This window comes from Caballeronia concitans (genome assembly GCF_001544615.1).
In the GTDB taxonomy this organism is placed as follows: Bacteria; Pseudomonadota; Gammaproteobacteria; order Burkholderiales; family Burkholderiaceae; genus Caballeronia; species Caballeronia concitans.
The window spans coordinates 62,864-78,219 of record NZ_FCNV02000013.1 but is presented as its reverse complement, the minus strand read 5'-3'; the positions used below and the strand labels follow the sequence as shown (position 1 = coordinate 78,219).

Annotated in this window: 18 protein-coding genes and 1 tRNA gene; 10 read left to right on the top strand and 9 right to left on the bottom strand. The window is 64.0% G+C overall.

Features of this window, described 5'->3' with window-relative positions:
• The first annotated feature begins 13 nt into the window (after positions 1–13).
• A complete protein-coding gene (aceB, locus tag AWB72_RS23705; RefSeq protein ID WP_087128770.1) occupies positions 14–1,624 on the top strand; it encodes a malate synthase A in 1,611 nt (536 codons plus the stop codon).
• 164 nt (positions 1,625–1,788) lie between these two features.
• Positions 1,789–2,049 carry a hypothetical protein gene (locus AWB72_RS23700; protein WP_040049529.1) on the top strand — a complete coding sequence of 87 codons (261 nt, stop codon included), beginning with the start codon at positions 1,789–1,791 and terminating at the stop codon, positions 2,047–2,049.
• A gap of 34 nt (positions 2,050–2,083) precedes the next feature.
• On the opposite strand, the gene AWB72_RS23695 is transcribed toward AWB72_RS23700, so the two are convergent.
• Positions 2,084–2,374 (bottom strand): putative quinol monooxygenase, encoded by a 291-nt coding sequence (locus AWB72_RS23695; protein WP_040049528.1) that lies wholly within the window; start codon positions 2,372–2,374, stop codon positions 2,084–2,086.
• A gap of 263 nt (positions 2,375–2,637) precedes the next feature.
• Here AWB72_RS23695 and AWB72_RS28660 point away from each other — a divergent pair, with 263 nt between their 5' ends.
• Complete coding sequence (locus AWB72_RS28660; protein WP_143754677.1) at positions 2,638–2,844, top strand: hypothetical protein; 207 nt, start codon at positions 2,638–2,640, stop codon at positions 2,842–2,844.
• A 25-nt stretch (positions 2,845–2,869) separates the two neighbouring features.
• On the opposite strand, the gene bamC is transcribed toward AWB72_RS28660, so the two are convergent.
• On the bottom strand, positions 2,870–4,081 hold the full coding sequence (gene bamC, locus AWB72_RS23690; RefSeq protein ID WP_040049356.1) for an NlpB/DapX family lipoprotein: 1,212 nt from the start codon (positions 4,079–4,081) through the stop codon (positions 2,870–2,872).
• A 422-nt stretch (positions 4,082–4,503) separates the two neighbouring features.
• On the opposite strand from bamC, the gene AWB72_RS23685 reads away from it, so the two are divergent.
• Positions 4,504–4,965, top strand: coding sequence for a DUF2844 domain-containing protein (locus AWB72_RS23685; protein ID WP_244285726.1), 462 nt, complete (start codon positions 4,504–4,506; stop codon positions 4,963–4,965).
• 69 nt (positions 4,966–5,034) lie between these two features.
• Here AWB72_RS23685 and AWB72_RS29825 read toward each other — a convergent pair whose 3' ends face one another.
• Complete coding sequence (locus AWB72_RS29825; RefSeq protein ID WP_374728918.1) at positions 5,035–5,289, bottom strand: hypothetical protein; 255 nt, start codon at positions 5,287–5,289, stop codon at positions 5,035–5,037.
• Here AWB72_RS29825 and AWB72_RS23680 point away from each other — a divergent pair.
• Complete coding sequence (locus AWB72_RS23680) at positions 5,270–6,292, top strand: DUF3443 domain-containing protein (RefSeq protein ID WP_374728917.1); 1,023 nt, start codon at positions 5,270–5,272, stop codon at positions 6,290–6,292. The two genes, AWB72_RS29825 and AWB72_RS23680, sit on opposite strands and share 20 nt — an antisense overlap.
• A gap of 64 nt (positions 6,293–6,356) precedes the next feature.
• Here the strand turns inward: AWB72_RS23680 and pcaC are convergent, their stop codons facing one another.
• The 6 genes from pcaC to AWB72_RS23650 are packed head-to-tail and all read right to left on the bottom strand — an operon-like array spanning position 6,357 to position 11,549.
• The gene (gene pcaC, locus AWB72_RS23675; protein ID WP_040049354.1) at positions 6,357–6,749 is read right to left on the bottom strand and encodes a 4-carboxymuconolactone decarboxylase; all 393 of its coding nucleotides are present in this window, start codon (positions 6,747–6,749) and stop codon (positions 6,357–6,359) included.
• The gene (gene pcaD / locus AWB72_RS23670; RefSeq protein ID WP_040049353.1) at positions 6,746–7,540 is read right to left on the bottom strand and encodes a 3-oxoadipate enol-lactonase; all 795 of its coding nucleotides are present in this window, start codon (positions 7,538–7,540) and stop codon (positions 6,746–6,748) included. Before pcaD ends, pcaC begins: the two co-directional genes overlap by 4 nt.
• 40 nt (positions 7,541–7,580) lie before the next feature.
• The gene (locus AWB72_RS23665; protein ID WP_040049352.1) at positions 7,581–8,939 is read right to left on the bottom strand and encodes a 3-carboxy-cis,cis-muconate cycloisomerase; all 1,359 of its coding nucleotides are present in this window, start codon (positions 8,937–8,939) and stop codon (positions 7,581–7,583) included.
• A 4-nt stretch (positions 8,940–8,943) separates the two neighbouring features.
• A complete protein-coding gene (gene pcaF / locus AWB72_RS23660) occupies positions 8,944–10,146 on the bottom strand; it encodes a 3-oxoadipyl-CoA thiolase (RefSeq protein ID WP_087128768.1) in 1,203 nt (400 codons plus the stop codon).
• A gap of 40 nt (positions 10,147–10,186) precedes the next feature.
• Positions 10,187–10,843 (bottom strand): 3-oxoacid CoA-transferase subunit B, encoded by a 657-nt coding sequence (locus tag AWB72_RS23655; protein WP_040049350.1) that lies wholly within the window; start codon positions 10,841–10,843, stop codon positions 10,187–10,189.
• Between the two features lie 13 nt (positions 10,844–10,856).
• The gene (locus AWB72_RS23650; RefSeq protein WP_040049349.1) at positions 10,857–11,549 is read right to left on the bottom strand and encodes a 3-oxoacid CoA-transferase subunit A; all 693 of its coding nucleotides are present in this window, start codon (positions 11,547–11,549) and stop codon (positions 10,857–10,859) included.
• A gap of 258 nt (positions 11,550–11,807) precedes the next feature.
• Here AWB72_RS23650 and AWB72_RS23645 point away from each other — a divergent pair, with 258 nt between their 5' ends.
• The 5 genes from AWB72_RS23645 (at position 11,808) to AWB72_RS23625 (ending at position 15,202) form a co-directional block, all read left to right on the top strand.
• Positions 11,808–12,629 (top strand): IclR family transcriptional regulator, encoded by an 822-nt coding sequence (locus AWB72_RS23645; RefSeq protein WP_052449757.1) that lies wholly within the window; start codon positions 11,808–11,810, stop codon positions 12,627–12,629.
• A 33-nt stretch (positions 12,630–12,662) separates the two neighbouring features.
• Entirely contained in the window at positions 12,663–13,586 is a 924-nt protein-coding gene (locus tag AWB72_RS23640) for a LysR family transcriptional regulator (RefSeq protein WP_040049347.1), read from the top strand.
• A gap of 56 nt (positions 13,587–13,642) precedes the next feature.
• Positions 13,643–14,533, top strand: coding sequence for a LysR family transcriptional regulator (locus tag AWB72_RS23635; protein ID WP_040049346.1), 891 nt, complete (start codon positions 13,643–13,645; stop codon positions 14,531–14,533).
• A 100-nt stretch (positions 14,534–14,633) separates the two neighbouring features.
• Positions 14,634–15,020 carry a hypothetical protein gene (locus AWB72_RS23630; protein WP_040049345.1) on the top strand — a complete coding sequence of 129 codons (387 nt, stop codon included), beginning with the start codon at positions 14,634–14,636 and terminating at the stop codon, positions 15,018–15,020.
• A gap of 105 nt (positions 15,021–15,125) precedes the next feature.
• Positions 15,126–15,202: transfer RNA gene (locus AWB72_RS23625), tRNA-Pro, on the top strand.
• The last annotated feature ends 154 nt before the right edge of the window (positions 15,203–15,356 follow it).

Here is a 15,356-nt window from a genome sequence, read left to right as displayed (position 1 = left end):
AAGGAGAAAACACATGACGCAATCGTCGAATCCGCTCACGCTTCCCGAAGGCATGGCAATCTCGGCCGATATCCAGCCCGGCTTCGAATCGATCCTCACGCCCAATGCGCTCGCGTTCGTCGCGAAGCTGCATCGTCAGTTCGAGCCGCGCCGCCAGGAATTGCTCGCCGCGCGCGTCGAGCGCACGAAGCGGCTCGATGCCGGCGAGCGCCCCGGCTTTCTCGAAGCGACGAAGGCCATCCGTGAAGGCGACTGGAAAGTCGCGCCGCTGCCGAAGGACCTGCAATGCCGTCGCGTGGAGATCACGGGGCCGGTCGAGCGCAAGATGATCATCAACGCGCTCAACTCCGGCGCGGACTCCTACATGACCGACTTCGAGGATTCGAACGCGCCGGTCTGGGAGAACCAGATCGTCGGCCAGATCAATCTCAAGGAAGCCGTGCGCCGCACCATTTCGCTCGAGCAAAACGGCAAGTCGTACAAGCTGAACGACAAGGTCGCGACGCTGATCGTGCGCCCGCGCGGCTGGCATCTGGACGAAAAGCATGTGACCGTCGATGGCCAGCGCGTCTCCGGCGGCATCTTCGATTTCGCGCTGTTCCTGTTTCACAACGCGAAGGAGCTGATTGCGCGCGGAAGCGGCCCGTACTTCTATCTGCCGAAGATGGAAAGCCATCTCGAAGCGCGTCTGTGGAACGATATCTTCGTCGCGGCGCAGGAAGGCATCGGCATTGCGCGCGGCACGATTCGCGCGACCGTGCTCGTCGAAACAATCCTTGCCGCGTTCGAGATGGACGAAATCCTCTACGAACTGCGCGAGCATAGTTCCGGCCTCAACGCGGGCCGCTGGGATTACATCTTTTCCGCGATCAAGAAGTTCAAGAACGACCCGGACTTCTGCCTCGCGGACCGCTCGCAAATCACGATGACCGTGCCCTTCATGCGCGCCTACGCGCTCGAATTGCTGAAGACGTGTCACAAGCGCAATGCGCCGGCAATCGGCGGCATGGCCGCGCTGATTCCGATCAAGAACGATCCCGCCGCGAACGACAAGGCGATGGGCGGCGTGCGCGCCGACAAGGCCCGCGACGCCACCGACGGCTACGACGGCGGCTGGGTCGCGCATCCGGGGCTCGTGCCGATCGCGATGGAAGAGTTCGTCAAGGTGCTCGGCAACAAGCCGAATCAGATCGAAAAGCAGCGCGACGACGTGCTGGTGACCGCGCACGATCTGCTCGATTTCCGCCCGGAAGCGCCGATCACCGAAGCGGGCCTGCGCAACAACGTGAACGTCGGCATCCACTATCTCGGCTCGTGGCTCGCGGGCAACGGCTGCGTGCCGATCCACAACCTGATGGAAGATGCCGCGACCGCCGAAATTTCGCGCTCGCAAGTGTGGCAATGGATTCGCTCGCCGAAGGGCAAACTCGCCGACGGCCGCAAGGTCACGGCGGCGATGGTGCGCGAAATCACCATCGATGAGCTGGAGAAAGTGAAGGCGACCGTCGGCGGCTCGGGCAGCGACACGAAGCCGTACGAACGCGCCGCGAAGATCTTCGAAACGATGTCGACGTCGGAGCAATTCACCGAATTCCTGACACTGCCGCTGTACGAGGAAATCTGATCGCGCCATTCGTTCGCGTGGCGAAAAGAACGGCCCGCGGGTTCACGCCCGCGAGCCGTTTTTCATGCGACGCGTGCCACGGAACGAGCACGGCGTGTGCTACATTGCGCATCGTCTTTTTCAACGATTCAACCGTGGAGCGCACTCACCGTGCGAACGACAGCATGAGCAATATCCAGCTCGATATCGAATGGACCGAAGCGGCATCGCGCAAGATCGAAAAGCTGATGCCGCGCAACGCGAACAAGGACGCGTTTCTGGCGCTGCCGCCGATCGAATGTCTGCCGATGGAAGGCGACGTGCTTTTTCTCGGGCCGGATGGCAAGCAGCAGCCGTTTATCGTCGCGGAACGTCAGTATCACCATGACGGCGAGGCGGACTGGACCATCATCCTCATTCTCGACGTCCCGCAAGCAACGCACTGATGACGCCCGACGGCGCGCAGCCCGCGCCGCACGCTCAGAGCAGCTTGCTCGCGACGTGCACTTCGCCATGCTCGACGAACTCGGGCGACTTCGCGCGAAACGCCTGAATATGCGCCGTCTTGCCGTGCTCCGCGAGCGCGGCTTCGCTTTCCCAGCGCTCGACGAAGATAAAGCGGCGCGGCTCCTTGATATCCCGATGCAGATCGTACTGAAGCGCGCCGCGCTCTTGGCGCGTGGGCTCGACGTTGGCTTCCGCCAGTTGCCTCAGTTCTTCTTCCTTTCCTGGCTTGGCGACGAAAATGGCGACGACGGCGACTTCCTGCATGAGCAATTCTCCCTGTTTTCAGTAAAAGGTTAAAAGCGAAGCATAAACGCGCGCCGCAAAGCGTGCCTGAAACGCATATCGTACGGATAAAGAAAAAGCCCGCGTTTCGTTGGAAACGCGGGCAAAAGCCGTCGCCCTACGAGGATAGGCGACGGGGCCATCGGGGCTCGCGGGGGCGAGCCATTGTTTGATTGTCTGGGTCGACTACGGTGAAAGCGGGCTTGCGCCATCGTCGGAACTACGTGCGGCGAAGGAATCTCGCCATGCACGCAATGTACTGTTCGCGCGCCAATTTTTATAAGCTATTGCGCACATTCGGCGATAAAAACTATTGTCAGCGCAATATCTGTGTGCGGTTTATATCGCGCGCGTCCGCTGGCGTTTTAAAAGAAAGCGAAAAAGAAGTTCGCGCAGCGGGAAAACAAGTCGAAAAAAAACCGCCTCGTGAAGAGGCGGTTTGCACGCGATGAAAACTGCGCTTGCAGAAACAGCGGCTTAGCTGATCTGGTCGGCGAGCAGCGCCATGATCTGACGCGCCTGCGGTGAAGAATCGACTTCGCCCTTGTCATTGACGATAGCAACGCGCGTCTGGGCTTCCGTGATCGCGCGGACGTTGACTTGATACTGTTTCGCGATGATTTCCTTGCGGCCGTGGAAGACCTGGCTCCAGAAGCCTTGTTCGCGCGCCGATTTGTCGTTCGGATCCACGTAGCGCACGTAATACACGCCGCGCGCGCGGTCGCGATCGTCCACGGTGAAGCTCGCGCGATCCAGCGCGATGCCCACGCGCAGCCACGCGCGGTCATACGCCTCGGGCAGCGTCAACTGCGCCGATGCCGCCTCCGGCACCGATTCGTTCCGGATCGCGCTGTTGCCTGCGTTCGCCGCGTTTTGCGCAGCCACAGTGGCGGCTTTCGAATCGCCGCTCTTGGCCGGCTGTGCGCTCGCGTTCGCCGCTTGCGCGCCCGCGTCCGACGAGCCGGCGACGCCCGACGCCTGCCGCGTATCCGCCAAGGCAAGCGACGACATCAGCCGCTTCAGGTATTCGTTTTCCAGCGCGGGATCGTTGGGGCGCGCCTGCCACTGGCTCGTATCGTTGTTGATGCCGGTCAGCGCCTCGCGCATGCCCTTCTGACTGATGAACACGTAGGTGCCGCCGCTAGGCGCCGCTTCGAGACGCGTGCGGTACTTGTTGCGCTCGGCCGTGACATACGAATTGCCGGTGGCCTTGGCGAGCGTGTCGCGGATCAGGCCGTCCGAAATCTGCGGATGCGTTTCGTTCCAGTCCGTTTCCATCACGCCCTTGTCGCGCGAATCGACGACGAGCAGGAAGCCCTGCTCCTGCCAGAAACGGCGGATTTGCGGCCAGACCTGATCCGGCGCCTTGCCGTCGATGACGAGCCACCGTTCCGCGCCGTCACGCTGGATGTGCATGCCCGAGACGGGCGGCACGACGGTCGGCGCATCGGGCGCGACTTTCCGGACCTGCTGGAGATCGGAGAGGGATGCCTGCCCGCTTTGCGGCGGCAGCGAACGCTGATCGCCCGCTTCGTCGAGCAGGTTTGGCGGAATGGCGAGCGACGACTGCTTCGAGCGCTGGTCGCTCTTGTAATTGATCGCGGTGGGAGAAGACGTGCCGCATCCCGCCACGATACCGGCCACCGTGAAGAGCGCAGCCACCCGCTTGGTCACACGAAAATCTGTCATGTCTGGAAAGTCCTTCCGCTACGCCACGGCGTTCGTCCGTGGATCAACCCAGCATTTTACCGGTCCGGCGGACAGCCGTGCAAAAAGAGGCATCGGCGGGTCGCGCGTCCGAACGCTGCGCGCGATCAATCGTCGATGACGGGCGACTGGCTCGCCGCAGCTTGGGATCGATTCGGCAACGATCGCCATGCGCCGCTCAATCGATAATTGCACCGCTTTTCGCGCACTTTGACAATTTATGACATTCACGTAAATCGACGAAATGCCGTCCCGGTTCGCGCAACACCTTGTTTTAAAGGCACATCTTCACTTCTCACGGCGTTCTTCACCGCTTTGGCTTACCCGTATCGCCCGGCCTCGCATTCATCCTAAAATCCGATCTCAAAAATAGGAACACTCCTAATAAAGTCGGAGGGAACGCAGTGAAGAACATAAGACATCCTCAGTATCTGTTTCGGGCCGTCATGATCGCATTGCTCGGCGCATGTCCGCTTTGCCACGCACAACTCGGCGCGACAGCGCGCGCAGCGGATGCATCCGATGGCGCGGTCGTGCGGCGGTCGGAAAGCGGGCTTGCGACTTACCGCGAGACGACCGATGCGAACGGCATCGTCGTGAGGCAGTACGTGGATTCGACCGGCACCGTCTACGCCGTGTCCTGGCGCGGCCCCGCGATGCCCGACGTGCAGACGCTGCTCGGCGCGTACTTCCAGCGCTTCAGGAATGGCGCGAACGCATCGGCGGGCAATGGGGGCCTGCACACGGCGCGCGTCGCGGATGGCGATCTCTTCGTCGAAAACCGCACGCGGCTGCGCGAGTTCAGCGGCCGCGCGTGGCTCGCAACGGCGCTGCCGCCGGGCGTCACGGCTGCGGATATTCAGTGAGCGCGGGAGACCAGACATGACGATCCGCGCCCTTCTTTCTCTTTCGGCAGTCGCGCTTTGCACTCTGCTTCACGGATGCGGCGGCGGCGGCAGTTCGAGCACCAGCGCCAGCCCCGCGCCCGCCAGCGCGCCGGCGGCAACCAGCGCGCCGGCGGCGGCGAGCACGCCGTCGGCAGCAAGCGCTCCCGCCGCCGCGAGTTCCACCGCGAGCCTTCCCGCGCCGGCCAGCAACGTCGTCGTGCAGTCGACGACGCCCAACGTGCAGCCGATCCGCATCGCCGGCATCGCGAGCGGCACGCGCAACATGCTGCAAACGAGCGTCACGCTGTGCATTCCCGGCACCGATACGTGCCAGACGATCGACAACATTCAGGTCGATACCGGCTCGCAAGGGCTGCGCATTCTCGCTTCGGCGCTGAATCCGTCGATGGCGCTGCCGCTCGTCGCCGGCAACGCGACCAATACCGCGATGGCGGAGTGCGCGGTGTTCGGCTCGGGCTACACGTGGGGCGCGGTGCGACAGGCCGACGTCCGCCTCGCCGGTCAGGTCGCCAGCGCGACGTCGGTTCAGTTGATCGCGGATTCCGCCGTGCCCGGCGCGGCCGCCGATTGCGCGCAATCGGGCCTGCCGATGCTCGACACCACGAAGCTGCGCGGCAACGGCATCCTGGGCGTCGGCCCGTTCATCGCCGATTGCGGCGCCGGCTGCGCGAATTCGGCGATGCCGCGCTGGTATTACAGCTGCACCCCGGGCGCCTGCTCGGCGAGCGCGCTCGCGGTCGCGCAGCAGGTGACGAATCCGGTCTCGCGCTTCGCATCCGACAACAACGGCGTGCTGATCGAATTGCCGGCGGTGCCGCCGGAAGGCGCTTCGACGGTGACGGGAACGATGACCTTCGGCATCGGATCGCAGGCAAACAATGTGCTCGGCGACGCAACCGTGCTGAAGTCGAACTCGGTCACCGGCTACGTCTCGACGAGCTTCTCCGGCAGCCAGTACGGATCGAGCTTCATCGACAGCGGATCGAACGGCCTGTTCTTTCCATCGGCGACGCTCACGGCATGCGGCGTGTGGTTTTGCCCCGCGACGACGCAGGCGTTGAGCGCGACGCTCAGCTCGACGACAGGCGTCACCGCGGACGTTTCGTTCAGCGTCGCGAAATCGACGGCGCTATTCGCGAGCGGCAATTACGCGTTCAACAATCTGGCCGGGCCCGCGAACGGTTTCTTCGACTGGGGATTGCCGTTCTTCTACGGCAGGCGCGTGTTCACCGCGCTGGAAGGACGCGCCACGCCCGCGGGCAATGGACCGTACTACGCGTTCTAGAAAGGAAAAAGCCGCCGCCGGAATTCCGGGCGACGGCTTTCCATAAGAAAACAAAAACGCGCGCTTACTGCCCGCCCGCCTTGCTTTCCTCGTCGAATATCTTCTGCGCCAAGTGAAACGCCGAGTTCGCCGCCGGCACGCCGCAATAAACGGCCGTTTGCATCAGCACTTCCTTGATCTCGTCCTGCGTGACGCCGTTGTTCTTCGCGGCGCGCAAGTGCAGCGCGAGTTCCTCGCTGCGGTTCAGCGCGACCATCATCGCGATCGTGATGAGGCTGCGCGTATGGCGCGGCAAGCCGTCGCGCGTCCAGATCTCGCCCCACGCATAGCGCGTGATGAAGTTCTGAAACTCGGTCGTCAATTCCGTGCGATTCGCAAGCGACCGGTCCACGTGCGCGTCGGACAGCACCGCGCGGCGCACCTTCATGCCGGCTTCGTAACGTTCGTCGTCAGTCATTGTTTTTCTCCGAGGAAGTCCAGCACGGCGCGCGTGTACTCGTCGCGCTTCTCGATGTTCGACAGATGCGCCGCGTCCAGTTCGACGTAGCGCGCGCCATCGATATAGCCCGCCAGCTCGCGGCCCTGCTCGGCGGTCGTCGAAAGATCGTGCGTGCCCGCGATCACGAGCACCGGCAGCGCGATGGTCTTCGCTTCCTCGCGAAGGTCGGCGTCGCGGATCGCTTCGCAATTCGATGCGTAGCCGTCGCCCGACGTGTGGCGGAACACGTCGCGGATATTGGCGAGCGCAAGCTGCTCCCGCTCGACGAACGGCGCGGTGAACCAGCGCGCGATGACGGCATCCGTGAGCGCGGCCATGCCGTTCGTCTCACGCGCTTTCGCGGCGCGCGGCGTCCAGACGGCGTCCGAGCCGATGAGCGCCGCCGTGTTCGACAGCACCACGCGCGAGAACCGCTCCGGATGACGTGCGGCCAGTCCGATGCCGGTCAGCCCGCCCATCGACAGTCCGCAGTAGTTGGCGCGCTCGATGCCGAGATGGTCCATCAGGCCGATGACATCGCCGATCAACTGGTCGATGGTGTACGGACCTTGCGGCGCGTCCGAGTGGCCGTGGCCGCGCGTGTCGTAGCGCACGACGCGGTAATGCTTCGCGAACGCCTCGATTTGCGGCGTCCACATCGAGACGTCCGCGCCGAGAGAATTCGACAGCACGAGCCACGGCGCGTGGTCGCCGGCTGTCGAGTCGACGCGGTAGTGAATCCGGGTTCCGTTTACAGCGGCGAGAGGCATGTTGGTTGTGCTCCTGTTTGTTTGTGCGGCGCGAGCTTAGTCACGCCGTCGCGCGATGCTGCGCCAGCGCGGCATCGACGAACGCTTGCGCCTGACCGACGTAATTGGCCGGATCGAGCAAGGACTTCAACTGTTCCGGCGACAGATGGCGCGCGACGGTTTCATCGGCGGCGAGCACGTCGTAGAGCGATTGCCCGTTCGCGACCGCCGCCTTCGATGCGCCTTCCACGAGCTTGTGCGCGTCCAGCCGGCCGATGGCGTCGCCGAGCGCGAGCATCACCGCTTCGCCGAGCACGAGTCCGTTGGTCGCGTTGAGATTCGCCGCGAGCCGCTCGACGTTCACTTCCAGCCCCGGCACGATGCCCTTCACGTTCGCGAGCGCGCCGGCGGTGAGCCGCGCGAGATCGGGCAGCGCTTCCCATTCGGCCTGCCAGCCGCCGAGCGCGCGTTCGTGCTCCTGCACCATGCCGGCGAAGATCGTCGCGACGAGGTTCGGCGCGCGCGTCGCCGCGGTCAACACCGCCGCGCAGCCGACGGGATTGCGCTTGTGCGGCATCGTCGACGAACCGCCCTTGCCCGCCGCCGCCGGTTCGGCGACTTCGCCGAGTTCGGTCTGCATCATCAGCGAGATGTCGCGCGCGATCTTGCCGAGCGTGCCCGTCAACATGCCGAGAAACGACGCAGCTTCAGCGATCCGGTCGCGCTGCGTATGCCACGGCAGCGCGGGCAGTTGCAGGCCGAGATCGTCGGCGAGCGCGTGCGCGACGGGCAGCGCTTTCTCGCGCAGACTCGCGAGCGTGCCCGCCGCGCCGCCGAACTGCAGCACGAGCGCGCGGGCGCGCAGATCCGCGAGACGCGCGCGATGCCGCGTGACGGCATCGAGCCACTGGGCGAACTTGAGGCCGAGCGTGATCGGCAGCGCCTGCTGAAGCCATGTGCGGCCGATCATCGGCGTCGCGCGATGCTTCTCCGCCTGCGCCGCGAGCGAATCGGCGAGCACGCGCAGATCGGCATCGAGCAAATCGAGCGCGGCGCGAAGCTGCAGCACGACGCCCGTATCGATGATGTCCTGGCTCGTCGCGCCCCAGTGCACGTATTTCGCGGCCTGCTCATCGCTCGCCTTCACGACGGCCGTGAGTTGCTTGACGAGCGGAATCGCGAGATTGCCGCCGGCGGCCGCGCCGGTCATCAGCGCGGCGGCGTCGATGTTGTCGGCGTCGCACGCGGCGACGATCGCATCGACCGCGTCCGGCGGAATCACGCCCGCTTTCGCCGACGCCCGCGCGAGCGCCGCTTCGACATCGAGCATCGCCTGGACGGTCGCGCGCGGCGACCATACGGCGTTGGCTTCGGCGTTGCCGCAGATCAGATCGGTGAGCCGTCCGGTCGATGAAAACATGCGATCAGACACGCTCGATGACCATCGCGATGCCCTGCCCCACGCCGATGCACATCGTGCAAAGCGCGTAGCGGCCGCCCGTGCGATGCAGCTGATACGTCGCCGCCGTCACAAGCCGCGCGCCGGATGCGCCGAGCGGATGGCCGAGCGCGATCGCGCCGCCGTTCGGATTGACGCGGGCATCATCGTCGGCGACGCCGAGCATGCGCAGCACGGCGAGCCCTTGCGACGCGAACGCTTCGTTCAGCTCGATCACATCCATCTGGTCGATGGTCATGCCGAGGCGCGCGAGCAGCTTTTGCGACGCCGGCGCCGGACCGATGCCCATCACGCGCGGCGGCACGCCCGCCGTCGCCATGCCGAGGATGCGCGCGCGCGGCATGAGGCCGTGGCGCTTCGCGCTGTCTTCATCGGCGATCAGCATGGCGACCGCGCCGTCGTTCACGCCCGACGCGTTGCCCGCCGTCACCGAGCCGTCCGGACGCACGACGCCCTTAAGCTTCGCGAGCGCTTCGAGCGTCGTTTCGCGCGGATGCTCGTCCTGCGTGACGACGACCGCATCGCCCTTCTTTTGCGGGATCGTGACCGGCGTGATTTCCTGCGCGAGCGTGCCGTCCTTCTGCGCGCGCGACGCCTTCTGCTGTGAGCGCAGCGCGAACGCGTCCTGATCGGCGCGGCTCACCTTGTAGTCGTCGGCGACGTTCTCGGCCGTCTCGGGCATCGAATCGACGCCGTACTGCTTCTTCATCAGCGGATTCACGAAACGCCAGCCGATGGTCGTATCGAAAATCTCGGCCTGGCGCGCGAACGCCGTCGCGGCCTTGCCCATCACGAAAGGCGCGCGGCTCATGCTTTCGACGCCGCCCGCGATCAGCAATCCCGCTTCGCCGGACTTGATGGCGCGCGCCGCGATGCCGACCGCGTCCATGCCCGAGCCGCACAGGCGGTTGACCGTGGAGCCCGGCGTGCCGACCGGCAGCCCCGCGAGCAGCGCCGACATGCGCGCGACGTTGCGATTGTCCTCGCCCGCCTGATTCGCGCAGCCGTAGATCACTTCTTCCACGGCTTCCCAGTCCACTTCCTTGTTGCGCTCGACGAGCGCACGCAGCGGCACCGCGCCCAGGTCGTCGGCGCGCACGGACGAGAGCGCGCCGCCGTAACGGCCGATCGGCGTGCGGATGGCATCACATACGAATGCTTCTTTCATCGGTTGCTCCAGTTTTCTGTTGTGTCTCTCAGGCTGACTCTCAGGCTGCTTCGGAAATCGGCGCGTATTGCAGCGGCACGTTCGCCAGCTTCTGCAGTTCGTCGAACGACAGACCATCGACGATCTCACGCACGACGAAGCCTTCCGGCGTCACATCGAACACGGCAAGATCCGTGTAGACGCGGTTCACGCACTGCACGCCCGTCACCGGATACGAGCAGTCGGCGACCAGCTTGCTTTCGCCCTGCTTCGTGAGCAATTCCATCATCACGTAGACCTGCTTCGCGCCGATGGCGAGGTCCATCGCGCCGCCGACGGCGGGAATCGCGTCCGGTGCGCCGGTGTGCCAGTTGGCGAGATCGCCCTTGGCCGACACCTGGAACGCGCCGAGCACGCAGAAATCGAGATGGCCGCCGCGCATCATCGCGAACGAATCCGCATGATGGAAGAACGCGCCGCCCGTCAGCAGCGTCACGTGCTGCTTGCCGGCGTTGATCAGTTCGTCGTCTTCCTCGCCTTTCGCGGGCGCGGGGCCCATGCCGAGCAATCCGTTTTCGCTATGGAGAAAGATTTCGCGATCCGCCGCGAGGTGATTGGCGACGAGCGTCGGCACGCCGATGCCGAGGTTCACATACGCGCCTTCCGGAATGTCCGCGGCCACGCGCTTGGCCATTTCATCACGAGTGAGTTTCTTCATGGCTTTTTCGTCCTTAGGCAGCGAGTTCGGCTTGATGCACCGCTTGCGGCACTTCCACGACGCGCTGCACGAAGATGCCCGGCGTCACGATATTTTCAGGGTCCAGTTCGCCGAGCGGCACGACCTTCGACACCTGCACGATGGCGGTCTTCGCGGCGCTCGCCATGATCGGCCCGAAGTTGCGCGCCGTTTTACGATAGACCAGATTGCCCCAGCGGTCGCCCTTGAACGCCTTCACGAGCGCGAAGTCCGCGTGCAGCGGCGATTCCAGCACGTAATGCTTGCCGTCGATCTCGCGCGTTTCCTTGCCTTCCGCGAGCTTCGTGCCGTAGCCGGTCGGCGTGAAAAAACCGCCGATGCCCGCGCCCGCCGCGCGAATGCGCTCTGCCAGATTGCCCTGCGGCACGAGTTCCAGTTCGATTTCCCCCGCGCGATACAGCGCGTCGAAGACATGCGAATCGGTCTGGCGCGGGAACGAGCAGATGATCTTGCGCACGCGCTTCGCCTTCAGCAGCGCGGCGAGACCCGTGTCGCCGTTGCCGGCGTTATTGTTGACGATGGTCAGATCGCGCGCGCCCTGCTCGATGAGCGCGTCGATCAGTTCGGACGGCATGCCCGCCGTGCCAAAACCGCCGATCATGATGGTCGCGCCATCGTGGACGTCGGCCACCGCCGACGCGAGCGAATCGAAAATCTTGTTGATCATTGCGTTGCTCTCCTGTCGACGAGACTCAGGCGTCGCCTGCTCGCCGCCTTGTGAAACCGCCAGCGCATGTGCGCTCGAAGCCGGGGTATACCCGCTCCCGCGCCCTCTTGCATCGAAATGTTCGTCATGCGAACATGGATTCGTTTAGCGAACATCGGCATGTTAGTCCCGCGTTCGTTGCCGTGTCAACGAAGCTCGCATGATTCTCGGGTTTGTACCGACCCGTTGGAACTGCTTGCGCTGCTTTAAGCGAGATCCATGAACACATCATCTACCGCTCAACCGATGCCGTCCGACGCGCAAGACGCGCCCTCCCGCCCCGGCGATGCCTATGTGCAGTCGTTCGCGCGCGGGCTCGCGGTCATCCGCTCGTTCGATGCGAACCGCCCCGCGCAGACGCTCACCGAAGTGGCGGCCGCCGCGGGCCTCACGCGTGCGGGCGCGCGGCGCATTCTGCTGACGCTGCAGGCGCTCGGCTATGTCGAAGCCGATGGCCGGCTGTTTCAGCTTACGCCGAAGATTCTGGACCTGGGCTTCGCCTATCTCACCTCGATGCCGTTCTGGAACCTCGCCGAGCCGGTCATGGAAGATCTTGTCGAACAGGTGCACGAGAGCTGTTCGGCGGCCGTGCTCAACGGCGCGGAGATCGTCTACGTGCTGCGCGTGCCGACGCACAAGATCATCACGCAGAATCTGTCGATCGGCAGCCGCCTGCCTGCGTTCTGCACGTCGATGGGCCGCGTGCTGCTGTCCGCGCTCGACGACGACCGCCTCGACGCCGTGCTCGACGCAAGCGATATCTCCGCGCGCACGCCGCATACGATCGTCGACCGGGGCGCGTTGAAGGAAGCGATCGCCGTCGTGCGCCGCCAGGGCTGGGCGATCGTCGATCAGGAACTGGAAGAAGGCCTGATTTCGATGTCCGCGCCGATCCGCGACCGGCAAGGCCGCATCATCGCGGCGCTCAACATCAGCGGCAACGCGCAGCGCAAGAACGCGAAGCAGATGGTGAAGGCGTTTCTGGACCCATTGCAGGACGCGGCGCAGCGCGTGTCGGACATGGTCGCGCGGCGCGGTTAGACCAATGCAAATAGCGTGGACGACGCCACCCGCATGCACGATCTCGACCTCAACCTGATTCCGTACCTCGTCGCGATCGAGGAGACGCGCAACGTGAGCCGCGCGGCCGAGCGGCTCGGCGTGAGCCAGCCGCGCGTCTCGACGGCGCTCGGGCGGCTGCGCGAGTATTTCAACGATCCGCTCTTCGTGCGCACATCGCGCGGCATGGAACCGACGCCTCGCGCGCTCGCGCTCGTGCCCGCGGCGCGCGACGCGCTCGGCAAAATCGAACGCGGGCTGCTGGATACGCAGCACTTCGATCCGTCGTCGAGCACGGATACGTTCTCGATCGCGTTATCGGATGTCGGCGAGATCGTGTTCCTGCCGCGTCTGTTGCAGGCCTTCGCGAAGGACGCGCCGCGCGCGAATCTGCGGTCGGTGTCGGCATCGCATGGCGATGTGGAACGCGGGCTGGAAGCCGGTGAAATCGATCTGGCCGTCGGCTACTTTCCCGACCTGCGCGGCAACAATTTTTTCCAACAGCGGCTCTTTTCGCATCGATTCATTTGTCTGATGCGGCGCGATCATCCGTACGCGAACGAGCCGCTCACGCTCGAGCGCTTCGTCGAATGCGGACACGCCGTCGTGCGCGCCGAAGGACGCAGCCAGGAAGTGCTCGAAAATTATCTCGACAAGGAACGCGTGCGACGCCGCGCCGTGCTCGAAACGCCGCACTTCATGAGCCTGCCGTTCATCCTGTCGCGCACGGATCTCATCGCGACGGTGCCGCATGCGATCGGCTTCGCGTATGTCGCCGAACATGCGTCGATCACGCTCGCCGAGCCGCCGCTTCCGCTGCCGCGCTTCGATTTGCGGCAGCACTGGCATCGCAAGTTTCATAACGATTCGCGCATTCGCTGGCTGCGCGGCGTCGTCGCTTCGCTTTTCAACGACGCGCTCGACGAATGGCCGAAGTGAACGCGTCGGGAAATGGCGCTAACATCGCCGTTTTGTTTCCCGCGAAGAAATAACCGATGGATGCTCTGACCAGCTTGCGCGTGTTCCGCGAAGTCGTCGAAGCGGGCAGCTTCGTGAAGGCCGCCGAGCGCCTCGACATCTCGACCGCGATGACGAGCAAGCACGTCGCCAATCTGGAGCGTCAACTGGGCGTGCGGCTGCTTAACCGGACGACGCGCCATCTGAGCCTCACCGAAGCGGGCAGCGTCTATTACGAACAATGCAGCGAGGCGCTCGACATTCTGAAGGCGGCCGAGGCGGCGGTCGGCGTGCAGACCGCGCAGCCGCAAGGCGTGCTGAAAGTGACGGCGCCCGGCTGGTTCGCCAATCGACGGTTCGCGGACATGCTCGTCGCGTATCAGGCGCGTTATCCGGACGTGCTCGTCGATCTGCGGCTGGAGAACCGCTTCGTCGATCTCGTCGAGGAAGGCTACGACATGGCGTTGCGCGCGACATCGGAGCCGTCGCCTTCGCTGATCGTCCGGCCGCTGTGCAAGACGCCCTTCGTGCTGGTGGGCTCGCGCGCGTATCTCGACCGCCACGGCGAGCCGCGTCATCCGGATGACGTGGCGCGTCATCGACTGATTCTGCCGACTTATACGAATATCGAATCCGTCACGCTGACGGGTCCGGACGGTGCGTTCATCGCGAAGAATCACGCCGTGCTCAAGACCAACGACAGTTCCATGGCGCTGCAGCTCGTCCATGCCGGCATGGGGCTCGCGTATTTTCCGCTGTGGATGATCGACCACGAAGTGGCGTCCGGTGCGGTCGTGCGCCTGTTGCCGGACTATGCGGCCTTCGCGCCATCGGTCTATGCGGTCTACACGAGCCGCAAATACATGACGACGAAGGTCCGCACGTTCATCGACTTCCTTTCTGAGACGCTCGGGGATCAGCCAAACTGATTAGGAATACTCTTATTCAAGCGTTCTCGACCTCGTGTGAAGATCGCGCCGGCGTCCGGTTCCGGACCGGCTTTCCTTCTTCGCACGAGGCATCACACACATGGACTTCCCCTGGATTCCGTTGTTTTTCAACTTCTTATTGCTTGCTATCGTGCTGTTCGTTTGCCGCACGATCAATGCGAGCCACGGCAAACTGCTGTGGAACGGCGCGCTGATCTATTTCGTCTTCTGCTTTCTGGCGATGGTTCTAGATTTCACGCTGACAATGGTCTTCGCGTCCGCTATTTTTCATGACCACACGCAGTATGAGAGCGTTGCATCGCGGACGGCGTGGTCCGGGCGCGTGCTTGTCTATCTGATCCCGTGCGCTGTGTCGCTCGTGATGGCGCTCCGGTTTCGCAAGCGTCAGCGGTTCGCGGGCTCGCCTGTCAGAGCGGATGGCGGATCGGCGGTGCGCGGTGAGCCGTCGTCGGTGGCGGCTTCCTGATCCGGTTTCCTCTTCCAGCGACGGAAGTGGATTCTGCGAGATTTGCAGCAAAAATCGCCGCAGCAGTTCTACTATTCGATTCGCTCTGATATACTTTTGCTCTTTCGGGGCGTAGCGCAGCCTGGTAGCGTACCTGCATGGGGTGCAGGTGGTCGGAGGTTCAAATCCTCTCGCCCCGACCAGAATAAAAAGCCCACGCGATTCATCATCGCGTGGGCTTTTTGCTTTTCTGCCGATAATTCTCCGAACCGCCACGCGTCTTTCTCAAGTCGCCAAAACCGCAACAAATACTTGCCCGCCAGCAACTTAAGCTCTATTCTTCGCGTGACACTTAAG